This is a genomic window from Actinoallomurus vinaceus (assembly GCF_039542055.1).
In the GTDB taxonomy this organism is placed as follows: Bacteria; Actinomycetota; Actinomycetes; order Streptosporangiales; family Streptosporangiaceae; genus Actinoallomurus; species Actinoallomurus vinaceus.
This window is the reverse complement of sequence record NZ_BAABHK010000004.1, coordinates 412,549-438,525: the sequence shown is the minus strand read 5'-3', so window position 1 is coordinate 438,525 and position 25,977 is coordinate 412,549. Positions and strand designations below refer to the sequence as shown.

Here is a 25,977-nt window from a genome sequence, read left to right as displayed (position 1 = left end):
CGGATAAACGGTGTTAACTCTTCTGATCGTCGATAACAGGTTACTCCGGGGGGAGCCGACCATGCTCGAATCACTCGCCCGCCTGACCCACCGCCGACGCCGGTGGGTCCTGGGCGCGGCCGCCGTCTTCGCCGTTCTCGCCGTCGTGTGGGGCACCCAGGTCTTCGGGGCGCTCAAGGGGGGTGGCTTCGAGGATCCACACTCGGAGTCGGCCCGGGCCACCGCGCTCATCAACGAACGGATCGGCCCGCCCGCCGGAGACCTGGTCGTGCTCTACGAGAGCGCGTCGCGCACCGTCGACGACCCGGCCTTCCGCGACGCCGTCACCGGCACCCTCGGCCGGCTGCCCCGCGACCAGGTCCGGGGCGTCACGACGTTCTGGAGCACCGGCTCGCCGGCGCTGGTCTCCCGCGACCGGCACGCGACCTACGTCGCCGTACGGCTCGCCGGGGCCGACGTCCCCGCACGCGTCACGACCTACGAGAAGGTCCGCGACAGGTTCGCCGCGCCCGGCCTCACGACCCTGCGCGGCGGCACCGTCGCCGTGAACAGCCAACTCCACGACCAGACCTCGAAGGACCTGGCGCGGGCCGAGATGATCTCGATGCCCATCCTGCTGGTCCTGCTCGTCGTCATCTTCGGCAGCGTGGTGTCCGCGCTGCTCCCGCTCACGATCGGCGGCGTCGCCATCCTCGGCGCGTTCACCGTCCTGCGCCTGATCACCATGACGACCGACGTGTCCACGTTCGCGATCAACATCATCACCATGCTGGGGCTCGGGCTGGCCATCGACTACTCGCTCTTCGTCGTGACGCGCTTCCGCGAGGAGCTCGGCCGCACGGACTCCGAGCGGGAGGCCCTGACGCGCACCATGGCGACGGCCGGCCGCACCGTCGCCTTCTCCGGCGTCACGGTCGCCATCGCGTTCGGCGGCCTGCTGCTCTTCCCGCAGATGTTCCTGCGGTCCATGGGCCTCGGCGGCATCGCGGTCGTCCTCGTCGACATGGTGGCCGCCCTCACCGTCCTGCCGGCCCTGCTCGCGGTCCTCGGACGGCGGGTCGACGCGCTCCGCGTCCTGCCCCGGCGGCGGGCGGACGGCGCGGAGCGCGGGCCGTGGTTCCGGCTCGCGCACAGCGTCATGCGCCGGCCCGTGGCGTACGCGGTCGGTGTGACGATCGTGCTGCTCGCCCTGGGAGCGCCCTTCCTCGGCATCCGGTTCGGCAGCGTCGACGTCCGCGCCCTGCCGAGCGGCGCGGAGGGACGTACGGTCGCGACGACCCTCGACCGCGACTTCGCGCACGGCGCGCTCTCCCCGATCGACGTCGTGGTCGCCGGCCCCGTGTCCCGTCCGCAGACCGACGCCTACGTGAACCGGCTGCGCGGCGTCCCCGGGGTCACGGCGGCGGCGATCGCCGACACCGGACGGGACGCGACGCACATCGCCGTACGGTTCGGGGCCGACCCCCAGTCCGGCGACGCCCGCGACCTGGTCCGGCGGATCCGGTCGCTGCCCGCGCCCGGCGCCGCGTACGTCGGCGGGGAGACGGCTCAGCTGGTGGACCTGCTGAGCAGCCTCGGGCACGTCCTGCCCTGGGCCGCGCTGTTCGTCGGGGCGGTGACGTTCGCGCTGCTGTTCGCCGCGCTCGGATCGGTGCTGCTGCCGCTCAAGGCCCTGCTCATGAACGTGCTGTCGCTGAGCGCCGCGTTCGGCGTGATGGTCTGGGGATTCCAGGACGGCCACCTCGCCGGCGTGCTCGGCTTCACCTCCACCGGCACGGTCGAGGCGTCGCAGCCGGTGCTGATCCTGGCGGTGGCGTTCGGGCTGTCGATGGACTACGAGCTCTTCCTGCTCAGCCGGATCCGGGAGGAATGGCAGCGGACGCGGGACAACACCGCCGCCGTGGCCGCGGGGTTGCAGAGCACAGGCCGGATCATCACCAACGCCGCCCTCCTGCTGGCCATCGTGATCGCCGCGTTCACGACGTCCGGCATCTCCTTCATCAAGCTCATCGGCGTGGGCCTGCTGGTCGCCGTGCTCGTCGACGCCACGCTCGTACGGGCGCTGCTCGTGCCGGCGACGATGCGGTTGCTGGGCCGGGCCAACTGGTGGCTGCCCGCACCTCTGCGGCGTCTGCACGCCCGCGTCGCCCTCCGGGAGTCCGGCTGAGCCGAGCGGCGGGACCCGCGTTCGGAGTCGTGTTCGCAGGCCGGCCGATACGTGCTGACGGGGTCCGGCCGGTGCGGGCTCCCCGTTTCGACGGGGTGACCACACCGGCCGGTCACGGCGACGGAGGTCGTGGGCCGGCCTCCGCCCGGAGCGTCTTCTCGAAGCAGAGGCTTCGCGGCGGGTGGGACCCGAAGGGCGGGATGCGCACGTACCCGCTGGACTCGTACAGGCCCGCGTCCCGGAGATCCGCCGCCTTCAGGCGCGCGATCCGGCAGCCGCGCCGGCGAGCGAGATCCTCGGCCCCGCGCAGCAGGAGCCGGGTGACTCCGATGCCGCGGTACTCCGGCCGGACGTAGATCTGGCCGACCTCGGCGCCCTGCCCTCCGGACGGCTGCCCGCCCGCCGCGGCGACCCACCGCACCCCGGCGCAGCCGATCGGCTCACCGCGTTCACGGGCGACCAGGAAGACCGTTCCCGGCTCGGCCACCGGCGGGCGGTCGGCGTCCGCGCCGAACCGGGCGGCCAGCTCGGCCGCCTGCTCTACGTGCAGACCCGTCACGATCGGATCGTCGAAGGAGGTCTCGACCAGTTCCACGCGGGGGCTGTTGATCATGCCGGGCCAGAGTAGAGAATCCGCCGACCTTGCGCGGGGGATTTGCGGGTCACGCATGCTGTGCCTGTTCGTACACCCGGCGGACGGCCGCGCCGAAATACGGGCCGTACATCGTCGCCGGATCGTCGGAGTACTTGAAGCTGTTCACCGAGGTGACCACGCCTCTGCCGGTCACGGGGTCGAAACCGGCCAGCCACGGGCCGCCACTCGACCCCTCGGACATGTCGCAGCGCAGGCCCTGGTCCTGCGTGAGCCGATGGGCGTCGGGATAGGTCCGGCCGCTGCAGTAGGCCAGCCGCTCTCCGTCATAGTGGCCGCCTGTGGGGTAGCCGAAGCCGTAGACGACGGCGCCCCGCGGCTGGTCGAACCCCACGGTCTGGGCGCCGACCACGTCGGTGACGTGGCTGCCGCCGACGGTGGCCAGCGCCACGACTGCGACGTCGTGGTTCTCGTCGTGCCGTCCGGACCAGGCGGTCGGCACGAACAGATGCCGGGCCGTGAACGCGCCGTACGGCCGGCGGCCCTCGTCGTATCCGGGGACGTAGAGCCAGTTGCGGGCCCAGGCCCCCGCGGCGTCCTGCACGCAGTGCCCGGCCGTGACGACGAGGTCGCGGTTGGCGCCGGCGATGGTGCCCGCCGAGCATACGTAGTCGCCGCCGTTGATGGTGAAGAACACCTTGCCGGTCGTGGCCCGCACCGCGCCGGAAAAGCCCCAGGGCGAGCCGGGAGCACCGTGGACGGTGTACCGGTCCGCGGCGTCGACGACCCGCCGGCCGGTCATGGCGACGCCCTGCCGGCCCGGGGTGTCGGTGGTGTCCCGGTCCGGCACGGTGGCGGCCGGGCGCGCGATCGTCATGGTGACGGCGGCCGTGACCGGCGGGCTCACCGGCGGCGAAGCGACCGGCGGGCGGTGCCATAGCCGCTCGGGCGGGGTCACGGCGCGCAGCATCCGCCGCACGGTCCAGTACCGCAGGACCGCCGACCGCTTGGTGGCGATCACGTGGTCGGTCACCCCCGCCACGCCCGGCGCGGGGCGGGGCGCCCCGGTGCCGAGCGTGCCGAGGAGGGCTCCGATGGTGGACACGGTGCAGGCGATGCGGGCGGGCGTGGGCATGGATCGAAAGTGTGCAGGACCATGCGTGGTCGCATCGTGACTTGGTGTAAAGCGATGCCCCCGATCAGGTGTTCTGTGCTTTGTCGTAGAGGGCCTTGGCGGCGGTGCCGAAGTACGGCCCGAACATGACGTTCGGCATCGCGTCGTACTTGAAGGAGTTGACGGAGGTCTGCGTGCCGACGCCGGTCTTCTCGTCGAAGCTCAGAAACCACGGACCGCCGCTGGACCCGGAGGTCATGTTGCATGTCAGCCCCAGATCGTGGGTCTTGCCCGGGTCGTCCTTCGGCGTGCCGCTGCAGTAGGTCAGCTTCGACCCGTCGTACGGGGCCTCGGCGGGGTAGCCGAAGGCGTGCATCGGCCGGTGACGGCTCTGGTTGAACGCGATGCCCTGGCCGCCGACCACGCTGGTCAGCCTGCGGCCGTTCAGCGGGGCGACGGTGGCGACGCCGACGTCGTAGTCGAGGTCTTCGCGCGCCTCCCACTGGGCCGTGGTGAGCGTCCGCACGGCGGTCCACTTCCCGTATGGCGCCTGACCGTCGTGGTAACCGGGCACGAACACCCAGTCGGTGTGCCAGGCGCCGTCGAGCCGTACGCAGTGCCCCGCGGTGATGACCGTGCTCTGGTTCGCGCTGGTGACCGCGTCGCCCGAGCACGACGCCGGGTGGCCCTGATAGGTGAAGAACACCCGGCCGGCGGTCTGCGCCACCTTGCCGCCGGAGACCCAGGCGGCCCCGGTCGACGGCGTCGTCGCCGGCGTCTCGGAGGGGCGTCCGGCCGGGACGGGCCGCCAGGTCATCGGGACGGCGGCGAGATCGTCCAATGGGTCCGCGCGGCGCATGCGGTCGGGCGTCCACCAGCGCTCGAGCCGATCACGCGCGATCCGGGACGCCGCCATCGGGTGGACGGCCGGAGACACGTCCTGGGCATCGAGGGCGGGACCCCCGGAACGTACGGGAAGGGACGCGCCGGGAAGGCCGGGAACCACGGTCCTGGCGCGATCGGAGGACGCGCCGGGGCGGCCGGGTGCCCCCCGGCGCCCCTCGCGTACGGGATGGTGGCCGGTGCGGTCGGAGCCGGAGGGGGCCGCCGCGCGGAGGCCGGGGCGTGCCGGATCGGCCTGTGCCGCGTGGGCCGGGGGGACCGACAGGAGCGCGCCGACCGCCGCCGACACGGCCGCGAGGCGGGGGGAGTTCTTCATGGCCCTTGTGCCCTTCTGCGGTCGCCACGGGGAGACGGCCGCGATCGAGAGACGGTGGGCGAACCCTAGCGCGAAGAGTGTTCACATGACTACGGAGAGAAATCGCCATATAGGCGTCCTGCTCCGGTTCGCAGCGTTATCGCGATCGGGCATCGGTGGGCGGTCGGGGGTGGGGCGGGGCAGGGGACAATGGGGGCGTGATGCCCGACGACAGCCCTTCCGCAGCCGCCCGCAGAGATGTCGTGATCCTCGGTTCGACCGGGTCGGTCGGCACTCAGGCCATCGACGTGATCCACCGCAACCCCGACCGCTTCCGGGTGGTCGGCCTCGCCGCCGGCGGAGGCAAGGTCGACCTGCTCGCCCGTCAGGTCCTCGACCTGCGGCCCGACGTGGTCGCCGTCGCCAGGGGCTCGGTGGCCGAGGATCTCCAGCTCGCGCTCTACGCCGAGGCCCAGAAGCGGGGCTACTCCTCGGGGGACTACCGCCTGCCCAGGCTCCTCGCCGGGCCGGGCACGATCGCCGAAGTCGCCGCCTGGCCGTGCGACGTCGTGCTCAACGCCGTGGACGGCGCGGCGGGCCTCCGCTCCACGCTGGCCGCCCTCGACGCCGGGCGTACCCTCGCCCTGGCGAACAAGGAGTCGCTCATCATCGGCGGCCCGCTCGTCAAGCGCCGGGCCAAGCCGGGCCAGATCGTGCCGGTCGACTCCGAGCACTCCGCGTTGGCCCAGTGCCTGCGCGGAGGTACCCGCGGCGAGCTGCGCCGGCTGGTCGTCACCGCCAGCGGAGGGCCGTTCCGGGGGCGGACGCGCGCCGAGCTGGCCGACGTCACGCCCGAGCAGGCCCTCGCCCATCCCACCTGGGCGATGGGGCCGCTGGTCACGGTCAACTCCGCGACGCTCGTCAACAAGGGCCTGGAGGTCATCGAGGCCCACCTGCTGTTCGACGTGCCGTTCGACCGGATCGAGGTGATGGTGCACCCGCAGTCGATCATCCACTCGATGGTGGAGTTCACGGACGGGTCGACGATCGCGCAGGCGAGCCCGCCGGACATGCGCCTGCCCATCGCCCTCGGCCTCGGCTGGCCCGATCGGGTGCCCGACGCGGCGCCCGCCCTCGACTGGTCGCGGGCCCACACGTGGGAGCTCTTCCCGCTGGACGACGAGGCGTTCCCCGCCGTGCGGCTGGCCCGGGAGGTCGGAGAGGCCGGTGGCACGGCGCCCGCGGTCTACAACGGCGCGAACGAAGAGTGCGTCGCCGCCTTTCTCGCCGGAAGGCTGGCGTTCCCGGCGATTGTCGACACGGTCTCGCGGGTAGTGTCCGAGCACACGAATGGTCCGGGCCCCCTGAACAGGGACGATCCGGGTGGCGGGCTCGCCGTGGACGACGTGCTCGCCGCCGATCAGTGGGCGCGGACCCGGGCACGGGAGCTGACGTCTGGTTGACCTATCTGCTCGGAGCGCTGGCCTTCGTCCTCGCGCTGCTCCTCTCGGTGGTGTTGCACGAGGCGGGGCACCTCATGACGGCCAAGCGCTTCGGCATGAAGGCGACGCAGTTCTTCGTGGGTTTCGGCCCGACCCTGTGGTCGCGCCGCAAGGGTGAGACGGAGTACGGGGTCAAGGGCATCCCGCTCGGCGGCTTCGTGAGGATCGTCGGCTACACCCCGCTGGAGAAGATCGCGCCCGCCGACGAGCCTCGGGCGTTCTACCGCCAGCCGGCGCTGCGGCGGGCGATCGTCATCGTGACGGGCGTTGTGGTCAACATCGTCCTCGCGTTCCTGCTGCTGGTGGTCCTCGCCGTGGCGGTGGGCGTCCCGGACGGCAAGGACGCCACCACCCTCGTACGCCAGGTCTCGCCGTGTGTCCCGGCGAGCGGCGGTGCCTGCACGACCCGCGATCCGATCTCGCCCGCGTCAGCCGCGGGTCTGCGACCGCGGGACCGCGTCGTCTCGTTCGCCGGGACGCCCGTGCGCGAGTGGAACGGCCTGGCCGGCCTGATCCAGAGGACCCCGCCGGGCACCACCGTGCCGGTCATCGTCGAACGGCAGGGATCCCGGAGGACCGTGTGGGTCCGGATCGGGCGACTGGACGGGCACGGCTACCTCGGGATGGAACCGGTTCCGCGCATCCGCACACTGGGTCCCGTGGCGGCGCTGCGTTTCGCGGGCCGGTTCACCGGCCAGATGGCGGCCTCCATCGGCGGCATCGTCGTCGACATCCCGCAGGCGGTCCCGAAGCTGTTCTCCCGCGAGCGGGCCAGCACTCCGGGCGGCCAGGCCGGCAGCGTCGTGGGCGGAGCCCAGGTCTCGGGCCAGGTGTTCTCCTCCGGCGACGGCTGGCGCACGAAGATCGGCATGTTCCTGCTGCTGGTCTCGTCGCTCAACCTGTTCGTCGGGCTGCTCAACCTGATCCCGCTGCTGCCGCTGGACGGCGGCCATCTGGCGGTCGTCTGCTACGAACGGATCAAGGTGTGGATCTTCCGCCTGCGCGGCCGGCCCGATCCAGGTCCGGTCGACCTGACCAAGCTCATGCCCGTGACGTACGCCTTCGTGGTCCTGCTGGTGGGCCTGGGTGTTCTACTGATTCTTGCCGACCTTATAAATCCGCTCAAACTTCCCCAGTAGGCCCTGGCGTGTGCAGCATCCCCGCCGGTTGCCTAGGCTTGGTACCACTGTCGAGCACCCACTGGAAGGAGGGCGCGGCGTATCGGGGCATGGGCTCCGCGCCGCGTTGCCGATGAGCGTCGATCTTGGAATTCCGCAGGCCAAGCCCAGGCCGCTCGCCCCGCGCCGCAAGTCGCGCCAGATCATGGTCGGGTCGGTGCCGGTCGGCGGTGACGCTCCGGTGTCGGTCCAGTCGATGACGACGACCCTGACCGCCGACATCAACGCGACACTGCAGCAGATCGCCGAGCTGACCGCCTCCGGCTGCCAGATCGTACGGGTGGCGGTTCCGTCCCAGGACGACGCCGACGCGCTGCCGGCGATCGCCCGTAAGTCGCAGATCCCGGTCATCGCCGACATCCACTTCCAGCCGAAGTACGTCTTCGCCGCGATCGACGCGGGCTGTGCGGCGGTACGGGTCAACCCGGGCAACATCAAGAAGTTCGACGACAAGGTCGGTGAGATCGCCCGGGCCGCCAAGGACGCGGGCGTGCCGATCCGTATCGGGGTGAACGCCGGGTCCCTGGACAAGCGCCTGCTGGAGAAGTACGGCAAGGCGACCGCCGAGGCGCTCGTGGAGTCGGCGCTGTGGGAGTGCTCGCTGTTCGAGGAGCACGACTTCCGGGACATCAAGATCTCGGTCAAGCACAACGACCCGGTCGTCATGATCAACGCGTACCGCCAGCTCGCCGCCCGGTGCGACTACCCGCTGCACCTCGGCGTGACCGAGGCGGGCCCGGCGTTCCAGGGCACGATCAAGTCGGCGGTGGCGTTCGGCGCGCTGCTGGCCGAGGGCATCGGCGACACGATCCGGGTCTCGCTGTCGGCGCCCCCGGTGGAGGAGGTCAAGGTCGGCATCCAGATCCTGGAGTCGCTGAACCTCCGCGAGCGCGGCCTGGAGATCGTCTCCTGCCCCTCCTGCGGGCGCGCGCAGGTCGACGTCTACACCCTGGCCGACGAGGTCACGGCCGCGCTGAAGGACTTCCCGGTGCCGCTCCGGGTCGCGGTCATGGGTTGCGTCGTGAACGGCCCGGGCGAGGCGCGCGAGGCCGACCTCGGCGTCGCCTCCGGCAACGGCAAGGGCCAGATCTTCGTGAAGGGCCAGGTCATCAAGACGGTGCCCGAGTCGCAGATCGTCGAGACCCTCATCGAGGAGGCCGTCCGCATCGCCGAGGAGATGGGCGTCGACGTCACCGGCGACGGCCCGGGCGCCGACGTCACCATCTCCTGAACCGGGAGAGCCGCCGTCTCCTGAAAGGTCACCGTGCTGCGCGCGGTGACCTTTCGCAATCGTGACGTGAAGAGTTCGGTCACGCCCGAATTCGTGCCTGACATTTCTGTATTTGTCACGATTCCGCATCCTTGATTCGCAGGTCTTGATCGCCCTACCCGCCGCACGCGCACAATGCCCCGGCATCCACCGAATTGCGGGGCTCAGTGGGGAGCTCGCGCGGAGGAGGGGACAAGTGAAGAAGCTCGTAGTGGTCACGGCCGCCGCCGGCCTGACCCTCACCGGAGTGGGGGTGGCGGGAGCCGCCGGGCGTCAGCCGACGCCCACGCCGGCCCCGGCGGGAGAGTCCGCGCAGGCCGTGGCCGCCGGAGTCGCGTGGACCCCGTGCCCGGCCAACGACCCGATCGAGGGCACGAAGCTGCAGGGCCTGGAGTGCGGCACGCTGAAGGTCCCGCTCGACTACGCCCACCCGCACGGCCGGCAGATCACGCTCGCGCTGACGCGCGCCAAGGCGACCGACACCCAGCACTACCAGGGCATCGTGCTGCTCAACCGGGGCGGGCCGGGCGGGCACGGCCGTGACCTGCCCACCCGCTTCGCCAAAGGGACGTACGGTCTGCCGACGTCGGTCGGCGCGACGTACGACTGGATCGGCTTCGACCCGCGGGCCGTGGGCGCCAGCTCGATCGACGGCAGCGGCAAGGGCATCATCTGCGACCCGTCCTTCCAGGCGCCCGGCAAGGCCCGCCCCGACTACACGCCGGCCTCCAAGGCGGAGGAGCTGGCCTGGCGGGCGAAGGCGAAGGCGTACGCCGAGGACTGCGGCCGCCGGTACGGCTCGGCGCTGAAGTACATGACCTCCGCCAACTGGGCGCGCGACATGGACTCCATCCGCGCGGCGCTCGGCCAGCACAAGACCAGCTACTACGGCTACTCCTACGGGACGTACCTCGGGTCGGTCTACGCGTCGCTGTTCCCGACCCACGTGCGCCGCATGGTCCTGGACAGCGTCGTACGGCCCAGCGGGGTCTGGTACGACGACAACCTCGACCAGGACGTCGCGTTCCAGAAGCGCTTCGAGATCTTTCTGACCTGGATCGCGAAGTACGACTCGGTCTACCACCTCGGCGCGACGCACGACGCGGTGAAGGCGAACTACTACAAGGCCCGCGCGGCGCTCGCCAAGAACCCGGTCAACGGGCAGCTCGGCCCGGACGAGCTGGACGACACGATGCAGGCCGACGCCTACCGCGACTACACCTGGGTGGACCACGCGCAGGCGCTGTCGGACTACTTCGTCAAGCACGACGCCCAGCCGCTGCTCGACCAGTGGGGCGGCTTCCCCACCGACGACTTCCTCACCCAGAACAACTACGCGGTCTACGACGCCGTGCAGTGCGTGGACCGGCAGTGGCCCACCGACTGGAAGAAGTGGGACCGGGACAACTGGCAGCTCTACCGGCAGGGCAACAAGTTCCTGACCTGGGGCAACGCCTGGTACAACGCGCCGTGCGCGTACTGGCCGGTGCCCGGCGGCACCCCGGTGACGATCAAGGGCAAGAAGGGCCTGCCGCCGATCCTGATCGTCCAGGCCACGAACGACGCGGCCACCCCGTACGCCGGTGGGGTCGAGGTGCACAAGCGCTTCCCGAACTCCCGCCTGCTGGTCGAGAACGGCGGGATCAACCACGGCGTGGCGCTGACCCCGAACGGCGACACCTGCGCGAACAACCTCGTCTCCGCCTATCTCGGCTGGGGCGCGCTGCCGCCGAACAAACGCGGCGCGGACGCGCAGTGCGACGCCCCGCCGCTGCCGGTGCCCGGCAGCGCCTCCGCGAAGGCGACTTCCGCGAAAGCCGACGCGGCGGCGATCGCGAAGTAGGGCTCACTGAGTAGAGTCTCGAGAGCCCCCGGTCCTGCCGACCGGGGGCTCTCGCAGTTCGCGGCGGCGCTCCGACCTGGTCGGTCATGGCCGCGCCCCTCCCGGCCGCTTTCCGGAATCACCACCATCGTGCGTCACGCACGGCGGGGAGCCCTCCTGCGCTTCCCGCGAGAAAGGGGTTACGTGAACAAGCTCGTCATCACGTCGGCCGCCGCCGGGGCCGGGTTGGTCGCGCTGAGCCTCGCGCCGCTCACGGCGCAGGCGCATCCCGCCCAGCCCGCCACGGGCCTGACCTGGTCGCCGTGCGCCGAGGAGAGCCTCAGCGGACTCGAGTGCGCCACGCTGAAGGTGCCGCTCGACCACGCCGTTCCCCGCGGCCCGCAGATCACCCTCGCCCTGTCCCGGGCCAGGCACACCGGGACGACCGGCTACCAGGGCGCACTTCTGGTCAACCCGGGCGGACCCGGCGGCGCGGGCCGCGACTTCGCGTTGCGCGTCGCGAGCCGGCTGCCGGCGGCCCTCAAGGCCGCGTACGACGTGGTCGGTTTCGACCCGCGCGGCGTCGGCGCCAGCAGCCCCGCGCTCAGCTGCGACACGGGCTACTTCAAGCCCGTACGGCCCGACTACGTGCCGCGTACGGCGTCGATCGAGACGGCCTGGCTGCGGCGGTCGGCGGGCTACGCCGCGGCCTGCGGGCAGAAGTACCGGTCGGTGCTGCCGCACATGCGGACGATCGACACCGTCCAGGACATGGACGCCATCCGCACCGCCCTGGGTGAGCGGCAGCTCAACTACTTCGGGGCGTCGTACGGGACGTACCTCGGCGCGGTGTACGGCACGCTGTTCCCGACCCGGGTCCGGCGCATGGTGCTGGACAGCAACGTCCGGCCGAGCGGCGTCTGGTACGACGACAACATCGACCAGGACCGGGCGTTCGAGGGGAACATCGACGCGCTCTTCGCCTGGATCGCCAAGTACGACGCGATCTACCACCTCGGCGCCACCCAGCGGGAGGTCCGCGACTACTACTTCGCGACCCGGGAGAAGCTGGGGGCCGCTCCGGCGGAGGGCATCGTGGGCGCCGACGAGCTCGACGACGCCTTCCTGGTCGCCGGGTACATCGACCTCGGGTCGTACTGGCCGCACCTGGCGAGCGCGCTGGCCCGTTACAAGGCCGGTGACACGGCGCCGCTGATCAACGCTTACCGGACGTTCGGCGAGACGACGGACGACAACGGCTACGCGGTCTACAACGCCGTGCAGTGCACCGACATGGCGTGGCCCCGGGACTGGGCCCGGTGGCGTCAGGACAACCGGAGGCTGTACGCCCAGGGGTACCGGTTCGAGACGTGGGGCAACGCCTGGTACAACGCGCCGTGCGCCTTCTGGCCGGCCAGGGCGGGCCGTCCGATCGACGTCGGCGGCGTCTCGGCCCTGCCCCCCGTCCTGCTCTTCCAGGCGACCGCTGACGCCGCCACCCCGTACGCCGGCGGGCTGGAGATGAACCGGCGGCTCAAGGGCTCCCGGCTGGTGATCGAGGACGGCGGCCGGACGCACGGCGTCGTGGAGCGCGGCAACGCCTGCGTCGACGACAAGTTCGCCGCCTTTCTCGCGACCGGCGCCCTTCCGGCGAACCGGTCGCACTGCGCACGCCTGCCGGAACCGGTGCCGCCGTCCACCGTGGCGGCGCGCGAGCTGACCACGGACCGGTTCCCGCCGGTGCTGCGCCGGCCGTAAGGCACTGAGACCGGTGTCCCCGGCGGCCTTTCCGGTCGCCGGGGGGGTGCTGCGCCGGCTGTGAGGTACTGAGATCGCTGTCCCCGGTGGCCTTTCCGGTCGCCGGGGACAGCGCATTACGGCGGCCGCAACGGGCGAGCCGTCACGATCCAACAACGGTTCCTTGAGTCTCTTCCGTCCCTTTTCTCCCTAGCGCAACAATTCTTCGCATTCCTACCAGTGCGGGCCCGTTCGTGAGCCCGTGCGCAAGGGGGTCATGTGAAGAGACTCATGGTCATCACCGCTGCGGCGGGCGTCGGACTCTCCGGCGCGGCGGTGGCCGTTCCGGCGCAGGCGGAGCCGGCGCAGGCCACCGCCAAGATCGCCTGGTCGAAGTGCCCGACCGACCAGCCCTCCCTCGCCAAGGCCGAGTGCGGGCAGCTGACGGTGCCGCTGGACTACCGGCATCCGAAGGGCAAGAAGATCTCGATCGCGGTGTCGCGGCTCAAGCACACCGACACCAAGCACTACAAGGGCGCCCTGATCGCCAACCCCGGCGGTCCCGGCGGCAGCGGTCTGTACCTCGCCGGCTCGCTCGCGAGCTGGTTCGCCGGGGTGGGCCACAAGGAGATCCCGGCGCAGTACGACATCATCGGGTTCGACCCGCGCGGCGTCGGACTCAGCAAGCCGGCGCTGACCTGTGACCCGAACTACTCCAACCCGATCCGCGCGGACTACGTCCCCCACTCGGCGAAGGCGGAGGCGGCCTGGAAGGCCAGGTCCAAGGCGTACGCCAAGGACTGCGCCAAGAAGTACGGCTGGCTGCTGCCGCACCTGCGCACCACCGACGCGGCCCGCGACATCGACGCCATCCGCGCCGCCCTGGGCCAGAAGACGATCAGCTACTACGGCTTCTCGTACGGCACCTACCTCGGTGCGACGTACGGCACGCTCTTCCCCAAGCGCGTGAAGCACATGGTGCTCGACGGCAACGTCGACGTCCGTGAGGTCTGGTACGACGCGCAGCTGTCGCAGGACAAGGCGTTCGAGCGGAACATCAAGCTCTTCTTCGGCTGGATCGCCAAGTACGACTCGCGCTACCACCTCGGCACGACCGCCGCGGCGGTGGAGAAGAAGTACTACAGCGTCCGTTCCGCCGCGTTCGCCAAGCCGATCGGCGGCAAGCTCGGCGGCGACGAGCTCGACGACACCTTCCTCAACGCCGGCTACAGCACCGGCTGGTACCAGCCGGTCGCCGACGCGTTCTCGGCGTTCGCCACCAAGAACGATGCCTCCGGGCTCGTCGGCCTCTACACGAACTACATCCAGACCGCCGACGACAACGGCTTCGCCGTCTACAACGCCGTCCAGGCCGCGGACGCGAAGTGGCCGCGCAACTGGAGCAAGTGGCGGGGCGACGCCGCGAAGCTCTACAAGCAGGGCTACCACTTCAACACGTGGAGCAACGTCTGGTTCAACGCGCCGATCGCGTACTGGCCGTTCCAGGGCGGCCCGGCGCTGAAGATCAAGGCCAAGGGCATGGCCACCGCGCTCCTCGTGCAGTCCACGCTGGACGCGGCGACCCCGTACCCGGGCGGCGTGGAGATGCACAAGCTGCTGCCGTCCCGCCTGGTCGCCGAGCAGGGCGGCAAGACCCACGCCAACACGCTCAACGGCAACGCGTGCCTCGACGACAAGGTCGCGGCCTACCTGAGCACCGGCGCGCTGCCCAAGAACAAGCCGGGCAGCGGACCGGACGTGACCTGCAAGGCGCTTCCGGACCCGGTTCCGACCGACAGCGTGGCGCGTTCGGTCGCCCCGAAGGTGCTTGCCCGCCCGCTCATCGGCCGTCCGTGACGCTGTGACGCGCTCATCCCGTTGATCGGGATCGCGTGAGGACCCCCGGCCCCGGCCGGGGGTCCTTCGCGTTATGCCGGGAACGAGGCGGACTTATGCCGAGAACGAGGCAGGACGCGGTGTGCCGGACCTGGTTACCGATCTTGCCGGGATCCTCCCGTACCCTTACAGGGTGAGCGGAGCGAACGTGCCTCCACGGCGACCCGCCTCACCGAAGACCGGATCCTCAGCCCGGGAGCCAACGTGAGTCCGATGCTGCGCACGTCTCCGGTGCGCCTCCTGGACGACCGCCACCGTGACGCGGTCCTGGAGATCCTGGACGCCGATCCGGTCTCCAACGTGTTCGTCGGATCCCGCGTGTACGGCGCGGGCGTCGACCCGGGGCGGCTCGGCGCCGAGATCTGGGGATTCCACCGCGGCGGCCGCCTGACGTCCCTCTGCTACTCCGGCGCCAACCTCGTCCCGGTCGCGGCGGACCGGGAGGCCGCCCGCCACTTCGCCGACCGTGCCCGCTCCCAGGGGCGCCGCTGCTCCTCCATCGTCGGCCCGGTGCCCGCGGTCACCGAGATGTGGAACGCCCTGCGCCCGTCCTGGGGCCCGCCCCGCGCTGTCCGCGCCGCACAGCCGGTGATGTCGACGGTCGCGCCGCCGCCCGTCCAGCCCGACCCGGCCGTGCGCCGCGTCACCATGAACGACTTCGACATCCTGTACCCCGCCTGCGTCGCGATGTTCACCGAGGAGGTCGGCGTCTCCCCGCAGTCGGGCGACGGGGGAGTGCTGTACCGCGCGCGCGTCGCCGAGCTCATCCGCGCCCGCCGCGCCTTCGCGCGCATCGAGGACGGCCGCGTCGTGTTCAAGGCCGAGATCGGCGCCGTCACCCCCTACGCCTGCCAGGTGCAGGGCGTGTGGGTCCACCCGGAGCTGCGCGGACGCCGCTACGCCGTGCACGGCATGGCCGCGGTCGTCATCGAGGCGCTGCGCTCGATCGCCCCCGCGGTGACGCTCTACGTCAACGACTTCAACGCCCCGGCCCGCGCCACCTACCGCCGCGTCGGCTTCCACGACGTCGACACCTTCATGTCGGTGATGTTCTGACCGCTGTTGATGGTCGGTTCGAATCGAAGTTCGAAAAACATGCGTCACTAACAGCGATCATGTTGTAGCGTTCCGTGACATGCCGTCCCCCCGACATGACGCGATCAACGATATGTTCCGCAAGCGCCCGGAGTTCGCCGTGAAGGTCCTTCGCGAGATGAAGGGCGTCCAGGTGCCCGATGCCGCGCCGGTGCAAGTGGAGTCCAACGACTTCAACGACCGGCCGTCGAAGGACTTCCAGCCGGACACGGTGATCACGGTGGGTCCTCTGCAGGAGACACGGCACGGGATCATCGTGGAAGTCCAGCAGGAGAAGGCCGCGTCAAAGCGGCGGCAGCTGCCCCGTACGCAGCGCAGCTGTGGCTGCTGCTGCGCCGGCCGGTGACCGTGCTATGCGTGTGCCCGGACGCGGACGCGGCGGCGTACTACGCCGAGCCGATCGCGACCGAGCTACCCGGTTACATCTTCCAGGCCGTGGTGCTCGGTCCGAAGGACGTGCCCATCATCACCGACCCGGCCGAGGTCGCGGCTCACCCTGAGCTGGCCGCGATGGGGGTGATGATGCACGGCCGACAGGAGCCGGTGCTGAAGGCGTTCGTCGACGCGCTCGAACTGGTTGAGCCCGATTACGGTCCGCAATACCTTGAGTACGCTTACAACATGGCCGCAGCGGCGGTCCGACGCATCCTGGAGGAGCTCGTGTCTTCTACGTCCTGGCCCGTCTACACCCCCTTCGCAAAGCAACACTTCGGCCGCGGCAAAGCGGAAGGCCGCACGGAAGGAGAAGTCCACGCCGTTCTGACGGTTCTGGACTCGCGGGGCATCGAGGTTCCGGAAAGCGCTCGTGCACGCATCCATGCGTGCACGGACCTTCAGGAGATCGATGCGTGGCTCAAGAAGGCGGGGGTCGTCCAGACCGTCGACGAGCTGTTCGACTAAGCCGCGCTTTCAGCGGCGAGCGGTGCTCGTCGCTGCCGATCGCCTCCGCCGACAGGCGGCCGGCGCTCTCGGCGTTTTCTGCTGCAGCGCATGAGGCTGCTTGCCGTATGACCGCCGCAGCGGTCCGACTCATCGTGGAGGAAATCCGTGCCTACGGACCATTGGCCTGTCTACAGCCCCTTCGCGAAGGAACATTTCAATCGCGGCAAGGCGGAAGGCCTGGCGGAAGCTCGAGCGGAAGGCCGAGCCCGAGGGCGGGCTCGGGCCATCCTGATCGTTCTTGCCAGCCGAGGTTTCGAGGTGCCGGAAGACGTCCGTGCTCGTGTCGGCGAGTGCACGGATCTGGAACAACTCGATGTTTGGCTCAGGCGGGTGGCGGTGGCGACGTCCATCGACGACGTGTTTCTGAACGGCTGACTTCTGCCGCCGGCGGCGTGTCGCGTGAGGCGCCTCGGCTGATCAGCCGTCGGTCCTTTCGCTGGCGAGCCAGCGGCGGGCCTGGCGGGCGGTGTGCAGGTGGATCACGGTGACGGTGGGGTGGCGGGTGGCGCGTTCGGTGGTCTCTCGCCTTTTGCGGTCGAACTGCGTCCACGCCCAGCGGATGGGGTGGTCGGCGTCGAGCCAGTCGCGGAAGCTCTCCCGGTTGCCGTTCCACAGCAGCCGTCGTGTGATGGAGCGGGCGATGGACCGCCGGATGACCCGCCACATCACCGTACGGCGGGGCAGGTCCAGCCAGACGACCGTGTTGGCACGTTCCCAGAGCAGGTCGCCGAGTGCCCGGTGGTACTGGTCCTCGGTAACCCAGCGATCCCGCTCGCTGAACTCCTTCACGTCGGACTCGAACTCCGCACGCCTGACCCAGCCGGGGCCGTGGTGCAGCGCGTCCAGCTCATAGCGCGGCAGGCCTTACCGCTCGGACAGCTTCCGCGCGAGCGTCGTCTTCCCGGCTCCCGAGATGCCCGCGACGAGAACCCTGTCCACCAGCCCACCCGACTCCTGTGAATTTGATCAGGACGCACAGTAGCTGGTGCCGTCCAGCGATTCGAAGAGCTCCGGCTGCCATTGCTCTCACCGGATGACCTCGCGCGGTTCGATCAGCTCCTGGCCGAGTTGGAGGAACGATGCCACCAGGCCGGCAAGGAGATCGATGCACTCGACGAGCTACGCCGCATCGCCGCCGTGCGCTGGATGGCGTGGGCTTGCCAGCGGGATCGGGTCCGACGCATTCACGCCTCCAGCAGGCGCACCGCGTCGTCCAGGTGTCGGTGCACGACCTTCACGTACATGGGGTCTGCGTCCGGGTCGTTGATCCAGCGGATGGCCTGTTCCATGAACCATTCGACCGCCCAGACGCGGTGCCAGCCGAGCGCCCATGCTTCCGCTTGCAGGCCCCCACGCCGCGCCAGGGCGTCGGGGTGGCCACCCGCGTCGATGTATGACTCGATGAGCTCTCGCAAACGGGCCGGTTCAGGGTCGCCCACGGTGCCGTACCAGCTGGCCAGGTCCAGCAGTCCCGGCCCGGTGAACGCGCGGGCGAAGTCCAGCAGGTGCCGGCCTCGCTCGCCGATGTGGACGCTGGTGGGATGGAACTCCGAGTGCACCCAGCCGTACGGGGCCGTGCGGGTGCCCGCGGCGCGTTGCTCGGCGGCGTCGGCGGTCCGCAACAATGCCTCTCCGATGGCGGACGTGTTCTGCCATCGTCCGGCCTCCTGGAGTCCGTGCAGATGCCCCAAGGCTCGGCCGGGCAGGGCGCGCAAGGCTTCCTCGTCCAGTACCGGCAGTTCGGCGGCGCTGTCGGCGCGGTGCAGGACGACGGCGGCGGCGACGCCATCGCGATCGCCCGCGTCGCGAATCGCGGGGCCGAGGTCTTCCAGCAGCATCCCGAGCCGGCCGCCCGCGACAGTGGACGCGATCACTTTAGGTACGGGAACACCACGCCCGGCGGCGATCCTAAGGGCCTGATCCTCTCGGGTGAACGGCTCGGTGGCGTATTTGAAGACGGCGGTGGTGCCGTCGGGGAAGGCGAGACGTTCCACACCGGACATGGACCAGACCCGTATCCGCTCTCTGTGCGGGAGGGGCAGTCCAGCGGCCTGGCAGAGGTCGGCGAGCAGGTCGGCGTTGAGAGCGGTGTCCACGGATGACGCTCCGTTCGAATGGAGTGGCGCGGCGGTCCGGTGCCGGTCGTGCGGGAGCTTCCCGCACCGGCGTTCACCGACCGTGCGGGTATTTCAGGCGGCGGTCACGCGATGGGCATAGACTCGCGCCGGACCGCCCGGGTCAGCCTTGCAGGTAGGTGTGGAGTTCTTCGGCGGTCATCTCATCGAAGCGTGCCAGGGCCACGCCGAGGAACCGGAGCTGGTCGATGTCGCCGGTCGCCACACAGACCTGGCCGCCGGCCCACCGCCACAGCGGTAGCCCGTCGACGTCCGGCGTTGGTGACCAGCCCGGAGGCGCCGGTAGGTCGGTACGAGCCCGCTGCTGGAGCTGCAGGCTCTTCCGCGCGGCGGCCGGATACTTCCGGACGAGGAAATCAAGCTGAAGCAGTTCGTTGGCTGCGGAAGGGGAGCGCGTCGCCAATGAGTCGACCAGTGCGCGGAGCGTGGAAAGCGAGCGCATGAGCCGATCTTCGGGTGTCGTCATCGTCGCTCCGGAATCGCGACGACGTTCTTGATCGACCGAACCAGCTCCTCCACGTCGTCGACCCCGGGCAGCATATGTTCCGATGTGTACGGTTTCACGATTGATCTCCGTTGATTCGTCACGGTGATTTCGGTGACAAAACTCGCACGGCGCGTTACGTTACGCTATTAACTGCCGGCTACCGCAGCGGAACCTGACGCGAACCGCGCAAGCTTGATCGGCGGGCGCACCGACTGGTTTCGCCACTTACCTCCGGAGATCCCCCGATGGCAGCACAGCGTGACGCGCACGAAGCCCCGGCAATCCGCGCGTTCGGCATCGCGCTTGAGGCGCGGCGTTCCGCAGCAGGGCTGAGCAAGAACGAACTTGCCGAGAAGCTCGGATGCTCGCCGCAATACGTCGGCCAGATCGAGGTGGCGAAGAACACGCCATCGAAGGCATTCGCTCAAGATCTCGATACCCTATTCGAGGCCGGTGAGCAGTTCTACAAGCTCTGGAAGCTGGTCAACGACACACGCCACCTGACCACGCTTCCGCCGGGCTTCGAGAAGTACGTGAAGCTCGAAAAGCAGGCTTCGAAGATCCAGAAGTTTGAGCCGCTGCTGATCACCGGCCTGTTCCAAACCGAAGCATACTCGCGTACGATCATGGGCCATTCCTTGCAGCCTGACGCGGCCGACAGTGCGATCGCGGCACGCATGAAGCGGAAGGAACTCCTCTTCCAAGCCAACCCTCCGCACGTCTTCCTCATACTTGATGAAGGAGTGATCCGCCGGACCGTTGGGACCCGCGAGATTATGCGCGAGCAACTGGAGCACCTTCTCGAACTCAGCGATGAAGGCGGCAAGGTCAAGATCCAGATCGTCCCCAGCGGTGTGGGGTATTACGCTGGTCTTACGGGCGGATTCACTATTCTCGGATTCGACGATAAGCCCGATGTCGCCTATACCGAGTCCGCTGGAGAGGGCAAGCTCGTGGAAGGACGCGACAGGGTTGCACTCAAGGTCATAGCCTGGGATCTCATTCAAGGCCACACCCTTGACGTGGTCCGGTCACGAGCCCTGCTCAAAGAAGTGATGGAGAGCTATGAACGCGTCTGACCTGCTGGCCGTCCAGTGGCGCAAGAGCACCGCCAGTGGGCATGAGGGCGGAGACTGCGTCGAGGTCGCCGACCTCTGCATTGCGACCGTCGGGCGGGACACTAACGCGCCGGATGGCGCATAAGCGTCACGTTGCACCTCGGACGGCCCCGACCGGCATGCGGATCCAGCATTTAAGTCGTTTCGGCGCTCGACTACTGGAAGGGGCGGGCGGATCGCTCGGTGAAAGGCCGGAGCGGAGTCGTGATGCCGGGTGGTCTGCCCCGTTGCTAGCGGACAGCCGGAAGTGCAGGTAGGCGGACAGCTGTGTGGTGGCTGGTGGCCAGTGTCTGTGCTGGTGGGCGGACGGCCGAGTGTGGTCTGGCGGACAGGCTGAGTGCTGGCTGGCGGACAGCGGGTGCTGGTAGGCGGACAGGGAAAGTGCCGGTCGGTGATCGGGTCGGGGTTGATCAAGGGGGCGTGTTCATGGCTCGGGGTCCCCTGGGTTCGGTGATATCACTCAACGAACACCTCTCACGGAGGGACCCTGATAAGTGAACAATTTGGGGGCTTCGGTGACGGATCTTACGGACTCGATCGAATCGATGGAGCAGCTCGCTGTGGTATGGCGTGCCATGGTTCTCGACCGGGATGCGGGTGCGGACGTACGGGACCTGCCAGGTATCGCCGTTCGCTGGGCCGACTGCCGGTTCGCCTTTTGGAACTGCATCACGTTGACCGACGTCGGCGCGGACGCGGGACTCGCCGAGCAACGTTTGATCCAGGCAGCGGACATCATGCGCTCGAAGAAGCAGCCGGGCTTCCTGTGGCTCTTCGAGGACCTCCTCGATGAGGAGGCGCGCGCAGCGCTGGGCGCAGCGGCCGACAAAGCAGGCCTCGAGCACGCCTTCCCCGGCACTGGCATGGCCGGAGACCTGCTGCCCATCCCCGAGCCGACCCACCCGGACCTGACGTTCGTGCGCGTGACCAGTGACGAACAGCTGCGAGCCTATGCGGACCTCAACTCGCGCGCTTACGGATTCGCCCTGGAAGACGGCCGCGATGGACTCGTCGGCTCCACGCTGTGGAAGAACCACGTGCATGCCTACCTGGGCATGCGTGACGATGTCCCGGTGACGTGTGCCGGGACAGTGGAAGCAGATGGCCGTCTGTTCGTCGTGCTCGTCGCCACAGACCCGCAGTGGGAGCGCAGGGGCTACGGCGAGGCGGTGACACGGAAGGCACTGTACGAGGGCGCCAAGGCCACCGGACTGACCCGCGCCACCTTGCACGCGACCGTCGCCGGGGCGCCGGTGTACCCACGTATCGGCTTCAAGCCGAACTCACCGATGCACTTCTACAGCCTGAAGGGCTGATCCCACCGACGGTCATGGCCCGTACTCGCGGGCGCGGAGCTCCTCGCCCGCGAGCCGTAGCATCCACTCGCCCGGCCAGGGCCGCCGACAGGGATCCGGCCCCGCCGCCACGCTCACCCCCGCACAAGACCCCCGTCTGAACCAGCACATTCGCTGTCCGCCAGACCGCACTCGGCCGTCCGCCCACCAGCACAGACACTGTCCGCCAGCCGACACTTCCACGACCATCTATCCGCACTCCCAGGTGTCCGCCAGCACCCGTTCCGGGATCGCCATCACCGAGACTTCGGTACGTCGGCCTGCCTCCGGCTGGTCAGTGCTCGGGGGACCAGTTCAGGAGCTTGACGTCGCCGACGCTCTGGACGTGCGCGTGCATGGCGGCGGCCGCGGCGGCGGGGTCGCCGGCGCGGATGGCGTCGGCGACCTTTTCGTGCTGGAGCAGCGAGTTGGCCGGTCGGCCGGGCTGACGCAGGGACTCGCGCCGGCTCTCGGCGATCTCCCGGGACAGGTGGGTCATGAAGTCGGCGAGCAGTGGGCTGCGCGCCGCCGCGATGACCGCGCCGTGGAACCTCTCGTCCTCGTCGACGCCGAGTTCGCCGCGCTCGATGGCAGCACGCATCGTGGCCAGGGCGGTGTCGATGGCGGCGAGGTCCGTGTCCGTGCGGCGCTCGGCGGCGAGGGACGCCAGCTTGGTCTCGGCCGCGTCACGCGCCTCGAGGATCTCCGGGAGCCGCCGCTTGCGCGCGAGGAGGTTCTCCATCGGCTCGGGCTCGAGGCGGTCCCGTAGCAGGTAGTTGCCGCCGCCGTGCCGGACCTCGATGAGCCCCTGGACCTCGAGGGCGACGATGGCCTGGCGGACGGAGGTGCGGCTGACCTGCAGGCGGTCGGCGAGCTCGCGTTCCGGGGGAAGCCGGTCTCCGGCCTCCAGGCCCTGATCGGCGACGTACTCACGGAGCCTGGCCGCGACCTGTTCGTACAGGCGGGGCCGGGCCAGGGGACGGAGAGATTCGGACACTTCGCCCTCTTGACGCCTCGGGGGGTAGTTCACGACACTCTACCCCATTGGTTGTAAGGTCCAGTGGTCCAACCAATTGGGAGACGCGATGTTCAACGGCGCGCTCGCGGGCGTGCGGGTGCTCGACCTGTCCCGGATCCTGTCCGGCCCCTTCGCCAGCATGATCCTGGCCGACCTCGGCGCGGACGTGATCAAGGTCGAGGACACCCGGAAGGGCGACGACACCCGTCAATGGGGTCCGCCCTTTCAGGGGGACGACGCGGCGTACTTCCTGTCCGTCAACCGCAACAAGCGCTCCATCAGCGTGGACCTGAAGACGGAGAAGGGCCGTGACGCCGTCCAGCGGCTCGCCGACCGCGCCGACGTGCTCCTGGAGAACTTCCGGCCGGGCACCGCCGCCCGCCTCGGCCTCGGCTACGAGGAACTGTCGGCCCGCAACCCCGGCCTCGTATACGCGTCGATCAGTGGATACGGCCACACCGGCCCGTACGCCGAACGGGCCGGGTACGACGCCGTCGCCCAGGCGATGAGCGGGATCATGAGCGTGACCGGCGAGGCCGACGGCCCGCCGGTGCGCATGGGCACGTCCGGCGCGGACCTCGGAGCCGGGATGTGGGCGGTCATCGGCGTCCTCGCCGCGCTCAACGCCCGGCGGCAGACCGGCCGCGGGCAGCACGTGGACATCTCGCTGCTCGACGGTCAGGTCGCCTGGCTGACGTACGTCGCGGGCGGCTACTTCGCCGGCGGGGAGACGCCGCGCCGGTACGGCTCGGCGCACCCGTCGATCGTGCCCTACCAGGCGCTGCCCACCGCCGACGGCCATCTCATGGTCGCCGTGGGCAACGACGGGCTGTGGCGGCGTTTCGCGGCGGCCGTCGGTCTCGGAGATCTGGCCGACGATCCCCGCTTCGCCACCAACCCGGACCGGGTACAGAACCGGGAGGAGCTGCTGGCCCTTCTCGAGGAGGCCATGGCCGCGCGGACCGGCGCCGAGTGGGCGGAGATCCTCACCGAGGCGGGCGTTCCGGCCGGGCCGATCAACACCGTGCCCGAGGCGCTCTCCCATCCGCAGGTGCTGGCCCGGGAGATGGTCGTCGAGACCGAGCATCCGAGGGCGGGACGGCTGCGCATGCTGGGCTCGCCGATCAAGCTGTCGGCGCAGCCGCCGGCCGTCCGGTCCGCGCCGCCCGGCCTCGGCGAGCACACCGACGAGGTCCTCGCCGAGCTCGGCCTGACCGCGGAGGAGATCGCCGCGATGAGGGAGGAGGGGGCCATCCGATGAAGGTCAGACTGCACCGTGACGTCGAGGTCGCCGAGGTGGCCGTCGGGGACGGGCGTCGTGGCAACGCGCTGTCCAGCCGGGACTGGCGGGAGCTCGAGCGCACGTTCCGCGACCTCGCCCGCGAGGACGACCTGCGGGCGGTGGTCGTCCGCGGCCGGGGCGGCATGTTCAGCTCGGGCTCGGACATGCGGGAATGGGTCGAGGCCGACGTCACCGGCGTCGCCGACAGCTTCGCCGCGATGGAGGCCGCCTTCACCGCGATCGAGGATCTGCCGGTGCCGGTCATCGCGCAGGTCGAGGGCGTCGCCGCCGGAGCGGGCTGCCAGCTCGCCCTCGCCTGTGACCTGCAGGTCATGGCGGAGAGCGCACGGATCGGGATGCCGATCGCGCGGCTCGGCATCCTCGTCAGCCCCGCCTTCGCCGCGCGGCTGGCCGTGCTCGCCGGGCCGGGCGTCGCGCGGGAACTGCTGTACACCGGCCGTCTCGTCCCCGCGGCCGAGGCGGTGCGCCTCGGGCTCGCCACCCGCTGCGTTCCCGACGAGGAGCTGGCCACGGCCACCCGCAGGCTGGTGCTGAACATCACCCGCCATCCCAGCGCGGCCGTCCGGGCCGCAAAGCACGCGGTCGGAGCCGTGCTCACGCCGGCGTGGGCCGCGGCGAAGGCACAGGCCGCGGGGCCTCCCGTCGCCTTCGACGACTTCCAACGGGGGATCACGACCTTTCTCACCCGCGATCCGCGGCCGACATCCCCTGCGGAAGAGATCCAGGACCAGGAGCTCCCCGGACGTCGATGAGGCGTTCCGGATGAAGGTCAGCGGACGAGAACGTCGAGCAGGCGGTCGAGTTCGGCGGCCGCGTCGGCGGTCAGGCCGGAGTGCACCGGGCCGGGCTGCACCACGGTGCTGCGCGGCGCGGTCAGCCAGCGGAAGCGGGCGCCGAGGGACTCGCCCGCCGCCTGACCCGCCTGGGGCCCGCCGCAGCAGATGCCGTCGACCGCCTTGAGGGCGGCGCGCACTCCGTCGACGTCGAGGTCCGGGGCCAGCGCGCGGAGCCGCGTCTCGTCCACGTGCGTCCGGCAGCCGAGGAAGTCCTCGCTCTGGCAGTAGAGGATCACGCCGACGTTGATGGTCTCGCCGCGTTCGACCCGGGGGATGACCCGCAGCACGGCGTACTCGAAGATCTTCATGAGAGCCAGTTGGGTCGGGCCGACGGGCGCTCGTCCGTGTGGGGGGCCGCGGGCCGGGCCTCTCCCACCTCCGGCAGCCAGACGTCGGACGTCGTCACGCGGGTGCGAAGGTGCCCGACGTACGCCTCCGCGACCTCGGCGGGGGAGTCGAAGCCGGGCTCGTCGGCCAGCCACTCCTCGGGAACGAGCGCCACGACCTCGCGCAGCAGGTCCTCGGTGACCTTCGGGCCCAGGTCGCGGCCGGCGCGGGCCAGCCCGGCGTCGTCGACGAAGGTCGCGAGCACGTGGTCGCTCGCGTCGTACGGGCGGGAGATCAGCTTGTCCGCCGAGGCCCACGCGTGGTGGAAGTACAGGCTCGCGCCGTGGTCGATCAGCCACACGTCGCCGTGCCAGACGAGGAGGTTCGGGTTGCGCCAGCTCCGGTCGACGTTGCCGATCAGCGCGTCGAACCACAGGACGGACGCGGCGAAGTCGGCCTCGGGCGTCCAGGCCAGCGGGTCGAAGCCGAGCGAGCCGGGCAGGTAGTCGACGCCGAGGTTGAGCCCGGGACTGGCCTTGAGCAGGTCCTGGATGTCGGGGTCGGGCTCGTGCCGGGCGATCACCGGTTCGACGTCCACGGTCACCAGGTCGGGCACTCGGAGGCCGAGCCGCCGGCCGAGCTCACCGGCGATGATCTCGGCGATCAGCGCCTTGCGGCCCTGCCCGGCGCCGTGGAACTTCACGACGTACGTGCCCAGGTCGTCGGCCTCGACGATGGCGGGCAGGGACCCGCCCTCCCGGAGGGGGGTCACGTAGCGCGTGGCCGTGACGTTGGTCAGCACGCGCCAACCGTACCGGGCGTGTGCCGGCACGCGTGCACGACGTACGCGCATGCCGGCCCCGCTGCGCACACGCTCCGGTGCCGAGAAAGATCCTATGAACGCGC

The 25,977-nt window shown here is 70.2% G+C and carries 25 protein-coding genes; 16 read left to right on the top strand and 9 right to left on the bottom strand.

Annotation, left to right across the window (positions count from 1 at the left end; genetic code table 11):
- The first annotated feature begins 61 nt into the window (after positions 1 to 61).
- The gene (locus tag ABEA24_RS17230; protein WP_345431862.1) at positions 62 to 2,167 is read left to right on the top strand and encodes an MMPL family transporter; all 2,106 of its coding nucleotides are present in this window, start codon (positions 62 to 64) and stop codon (positions 2,165 to 2,167) included.
- A gap of 112 nt (positions 2,168 to 2,279) precedes the next feature.
- On the opposite strand, the gene ABEA24_RS17225 is transcribed toward ABEA24_RS17230, so the two are convergent.
- The 3 genes from ABEA24_RS17225 to ABEA24_RS17215 form a co-directional block, all read right to left on the bottom strand.
- Positions 2,280 to 2,780, bottom strand: coding sequence for a GNAT family N-acetyltransferase (locus ABEA24_RS17225; protein ID WP_345431861.1), 501 nt, complete (start codon positions 2,778 to 2,780; stop codon positions 2,280 to 2,282).
- Positions 2,781 to 2,829: 49 nt separating this feature from the next.
- Positions 2,830 to 3,894 carry a trypsin-like serine peptidase gene (locus tag ABEA24_RS17220; RefSeq protein WP_345431860.1) on the bottom strand — a complete coding sequence of 355 codons (1,065 nt, stop codon included), beginning with the start codon at positions 3,892 to 3,894 and terminating at the stop codon, positions 2,830 to 2,832.
- A gap of 64 nt (positions 3,895 to 3,958) precedes the next feature.
- Positions 3,959 to 5,092, bottom strand: coding sequence for a trypsin-like serine peptidase (locus ABEA24_RS17215; protein ID WP_345431859.1), 1,134 nt, complete (start codon positions 5,090 to 5,092; stop codon positions 3,959 to 3,961).
- Between the two features lie 200 nt (positions 5,093 to 5,292).
- Here ABEA24_RS17215 and dxr point away from each other — a divergent pair, with 200 nt between their 5' ends.
- From dxr to ABEA24_RS17165, 10 genes are all read left to right on the top strand, one after another.
- Positions 5,293 to 6,534 (top strand): 1-deoxy-D-xylulose-5-phosphate reductoisomerase, encoded by a 1,242-nt coding sequence (dxr, locus tag ABEA24_RS17210; protein WP_345432189.1) that lies wholly within the window; start codon positions 5,293 to 5,295, stop codon positions 6,532 to 6,534.
- Positions 6,531 to 7,712, top strand: a complete 1,182-nt coding sequence (locus tag ABEA24_RS17205) for a M50 family metallopeptidase (RefSeq protein WP_345431858.1) — start codon at positions 6,531 to 6,533, stop codon at positions 7,710 to 7,712. Before dxr ends, ABEA24_RS17205 begins: the two co-directional genes overlap by 4 nt.
- Positions 7,713 to 7,824: 112 nt before the next feature.
- The gene (gene ispG / locus ABEA24_RS17200) at positions 7,825 to 8,982 is read left to right on the top strand and encodes a flavodoxin-dependent (E)-4-hydroxy-3-methylbut-2-enyl-diphosphate synthase (RefSeq protein WP_345431857.1); all 1,158 of its coding nucleotides are present in this window, start codon (positions 7,825 to 7,827) and stop codon (positions 8,980 to 8,982) included.
- A gap of 235 nt (positions 8,983 to 9,217) precedes the next feature.
- Positions 9,218 to 10,864 (top strand): alpha/beta hydrolase, encoded by a 1,647-nt coding sequence (locus ABEA24_RS17195; RefSeq protein WP_345431856.1) that lies wholly within the window; start codon positions 9,218 to 9,220, stop codon positions 10,862 to 10,864.
- Between the two features lie 183 nt (positions 10,865 to 11,047).
- Positions 11,048 to 12,601, top strand: a complete 1,554-nt coding sequence (locus ABEA24_RS17190; RefSeq protein ID WP_345431855.1) for an alpha/beta hydrolase — start codon at positions 11,048 to 11,050, stop codon at positions 12,599 to 12,601.
- Between the two features lie 258 nt (positions 12,602 to 12,859).
- On the top strand, positions 12,860 to 14,437 hold the full coding sequence (locus ABEA24_RS17185) for an alpha/beta hydrolase (protein WP_345431854.1): 1,578 nt from the start codon (positions 12,860 to 12,862) through the stop codon (positions 14,435 to 14,437).
- 252 nt (positions 14,438 to 14,689) lie between these two features.
- On the top strand, positions 14,690 to 15,532 hold the full coding sequence (locus ABEA24_RS17180; protein ID WP_345431853.1) for a GNAT family N-acetyltransferase: 843 nt from the start codon (positions 14,690 to 14,692) through the stop codon (positions 15,530 to 15,532).
- A 79-nt stretch (positions 15,533 to 15,611) separates the two neighbouring features.
- On the top strand, positions 15,612 to 15,917 hold the full coding sequence (locus ABEA24_RS17175; RefSeq protein ID WP_345431852.1) for a hypothetical protein: 306 nt from the start codon (positions 15,612 to 15,614) through the stop codon (positions 15,915 to 15,917).
- 11 nt (positions 15,918 to 15,928) lie between these two features.
- A complete protein-coding gene (locus ABEA24_RS17170) occupies positions 15,929 to 16,471 on the top strand; it encodes a hypothetical protein (protein ID WP_345431850.1) in 543 nt (180 codons plus the stop codon).
- A gap of 147 nt (positions 16,472 to 16,618) precedes the next feature.
- Entirely contained in the window at positions 16,619 to 16,888 is a 270-nt protein-coding gene (locus ABEA24_RS17165) for a hypothetical protein (protein WP_345431849.1), read from the top strand.
- 42 nt (positions 16,889 to 16,930) lie between these two features.
- Here ABEA24_RS17165 and ABEA24_RS17160 read toward each other — a convergent pair whose 3' ends face one another.
- The 3 genes from ABEA24_RS17160 to ABEA24_RS17150 form a co-directional block, all read right to left on the bottom strand.
- A complete protein-coding gene (locus tag ABEA24_RS17160) occupies positions 16,931 to 17,302 on the bottom strand; it encodes a P-loop NTPase family protein (RefSeq protein WP_345431848.1) in 372 nt (123 codons plus the stop codon).
- Between the two features lie 395 nt (positions 17,303 to 17,697).
- Positions 17,698 to 18,609, bottom strand: a complete 912-nt coding sequence (locus ABEA24_RS17155; protein WP_345431847.1) for an aminoglycoside phosphotransferase/kinase family protein — start codon at positions 18,607 to 18,609, stop codon at positions 17,698 to 17,700.
- 142 nt (positions 18,610 to 18,751) lie between these two features.
- Complete coding sequence (locus ABEA24_RS17150) at positions 18,752 to 19,114, bottom strand: hypothetical protein (RefSeq protein ID WP_345431846.1); 363 nt, start codon at positions 19,112 to 19,114, stop codon at positions 18,752 to 18,754.
- Between the two features lie 266 nt (positions 19,115 to 19,380).
- On the opposite strand from ABEA24_RS17150, the gene ABEA24_RS17145 reads away from it, so the two are divergent.
- The 3 genes from ABEA24_RS17145 (at position 19,381) to ABEA24_RS17135 (ending at position 21,569) form a co-directional block, all read left to right on the top strand.
- A complete protein-coding gene (locus ABEA24_RS17145; protein ID WP_345431845.1) occupies positions 19,381 to 20,214 on the top strand; it encodes a helix-turn-helix domain-containing protein in 834 nt (277 codons plus the stop codon).
- Positions 20,201 to 20,338 (top strand): DUF397 domain-containing protein, encoded by a 138-nt coding sequence (locus ABEA24_RS17140; RefSeq protein WP_345431844.1) that lies wholly within the window; start codon positions 20,201 to 20,203, stop codon positions 20,336 to 20,338. Before ABEA24_RS17145 ends, ABEA24_RS17140 begins: the two co-directional genes overlap by 14 nt.
- A 409-nt stretch (positions 20,339 to 20,747) precedes the next feature.
- On the top strand, positions 20,748 to 21,569 hold the full coding sequence (locus ABEA24_RS17135) for a GNAT family N-acetyltransferase (protein WP_345431843.1): 822 nt from the start codon (positions 20,748 to 20,750) through the stop codon (positions 21,567 to 21,569).
- Between the two features lie 313 nt (positions 21,570 to 21,882).
- Here ABEA24_RS17135 and ABEA24_RS17130 read toward each other — a convergent pair whose 3' ends face one another.
- Positions 21,883 to 22,584 (bottom strand): FadR/GntR family transcriptional regulator, encoded by a 702-nt coding sequence (locus ABEA24_RS17130; protein ID WP_345431842.1) that lies wholly within the window; start codon positions 22,582 to 22,584, stop codon positions 21,883 to 21,885.
- 88 nt (positions 22,585 to 22,672) lie between these two features.
- On the opposite strand from ABEA24_RS17130, the gene ABEA24_RS17125 reads away from it, so the two are divergent.
- Together ABEA24_RS17125 and ABEA24_RS17120 are read left to right on the top strand one after the other, a co-directional pair.
- Positions 22,673 to 23,866 (top strand): CaiB/BaiF CoA transferase family protein, encoded by a 1,194-nt coding sequence (locus tag ABEA24_RS17125; RefSeq protein ID WP_345431841.1) that lies wholly within the window; start codon positions 22,673 to 22,675, stop codon positions 23,864 to 23,866.
- Entirely contained in the window at positions 23,863 to 24,660 is a 798-nt protein-coding gene (locus tag ABEA24_RS17120) for an enoyl-CoA hydratase/isomerase family protein (RefSeq protein WP_345431840.1), read from the top strand. The genes ABEA24_RS17125 and ABEA24_RS17120 overlap by 4 nt, the downstream gene beginning before the upstream one ends.
- A gap of 17 nt (positions 24,661 to 24,677) precedes the next feature.
- On the opposite strand, the gene ABEA24_RS17115 is transcribed toward ABEA24_RS17120, so the two are convergent.
- Both ABEA24_RS17115 and ABEA24_RS17110 read right to left on the bottom strand, forming a co-directional pair.
- The gene (locus ABEA24_RS17115; RefSeq protein ID WP_345431839.1) at positions 24,678 to 25,052 is read right to left on the bottom strand and encodes a DUF3037 domain-containing protein; all 375 of its coding nucleotides are present in this window, start codon (positions 25,050 to 25,052) and stop codon (positions 24,678 to 24,680) included.
- Entirely contained in the window at positions 25,049 to 25,873 is an 825-nt protein-coding gene (locus tag ABEA24_RS17110; protein ID WP_345431838.1) for a HipA family kinase, read from the bottom strand. Before ABEA24_RS17110 ends, ABEA24_RS17115 begins: the two co-directional genes overlap by 4 nt.
- Positions 25,874 to 25,977: the final 104 nt, after the last annotated feature.

Bases quoted from the DNA above. Each gene is read 5' to 3' on its own strand.
- ABEA24_RS17230 (WP_345431862.1), top strand. From the start codon at position 62: ATGCTCGAATCACTCGCCCGCCTGACCCACCGCCGACGCCGGTGGGTC.
- ABEA24_RS17225 (WP_345431861.1), bottom strand. From the start codon at position 2,780: ATGATCAACAGCCCCCGCGTGGAACTGGTCGAGACCTCCTTCGACGAT.
- ABEA24_RS17220 (WP_345431860.1), bottom strand. From the start codon at position 3,894: ATGCCCACGCCCGCCCGCATCGCCTGCACCGTGTCCACCATCGGAGCC.
- ABEA24_RS17215 (WP_345431859.1), bottom strand. From the start codon at position 5,092: ATGAAGAACTCCCCCCGCCTCGCGGCCGTGTCGGCGGCGGTCGGCGCG.
- dxr (WP_345432189.1), top strand. From the start codon at position 5,293: ATGCCCGACGACAGCCCTTCCGCAGCCGCCCGCAGAGATGTCGTGATC.
- ispG (WP_345431857.1), top strand. From the start codon at position 7,825: ATGAGCGTCGATCTTGGAATTCCGCAGGCCAAGCCCAGGCCGCTCGCC.
- ABEA24_RS17180 (WP_345431853.1), top strand. From the start codon at position 14,690: ATGCTGCGCACGTCTCCGGTGCGCCTCCTGGACGACCGCCACCGTGAC.
- ABEA24_RS17175 (WP_345431852.1), top strand. From the start codon at position 15,612: ATGCCGTCCCCCCGACATGACGCGATCAACGATATGTTCCGCAAGCGC.
- ABEA24_RS17150 (WP_345431846.1), bottom strand. From the start codon at position 19,114: ATGACGACACCCGAAGATCGGCTCATGCGCTCGCTTTCCACGCTCCGC.
- ABEA24_RS17145 (WP_345431845.1), top strand. From the start codon at position 19,381: ATGGCAGCACAGCGTGACGCGCACGAAGCCCCGGCAATCCGCGCGTTC.
- ABEA24_RS17140 (WP_345431844.1), top strand. From the start codon at position 20,201: ATGAACGCGTCTGACCTGCTGGCCGTCCAGTGGCGCAAGAGCACCGCC.
- ABEA24_RS17125 (WP_345431841.1), top strand. From the start codon at position 22,673: ATGTTCAACGGCGCGCTCGCGGGCGTGCGGGTGCTCGACCTGTCCCGG.
- ABEA24_RS17120 (WP_345431840.1), top strand. From the start codon at position 23,863: ATGAAGGTCAGACTGCACCGTGACGTCGAGGTCGCCGAGGTGGCCGTC.
- ABEA24_RS17115 (WP_345431839.1), bottom strand. From the start codon at position 25,052: ATGAAGATCTTCGAGTACGCCGTGCTGCGGGTCATCCCCCGGGTCGAA.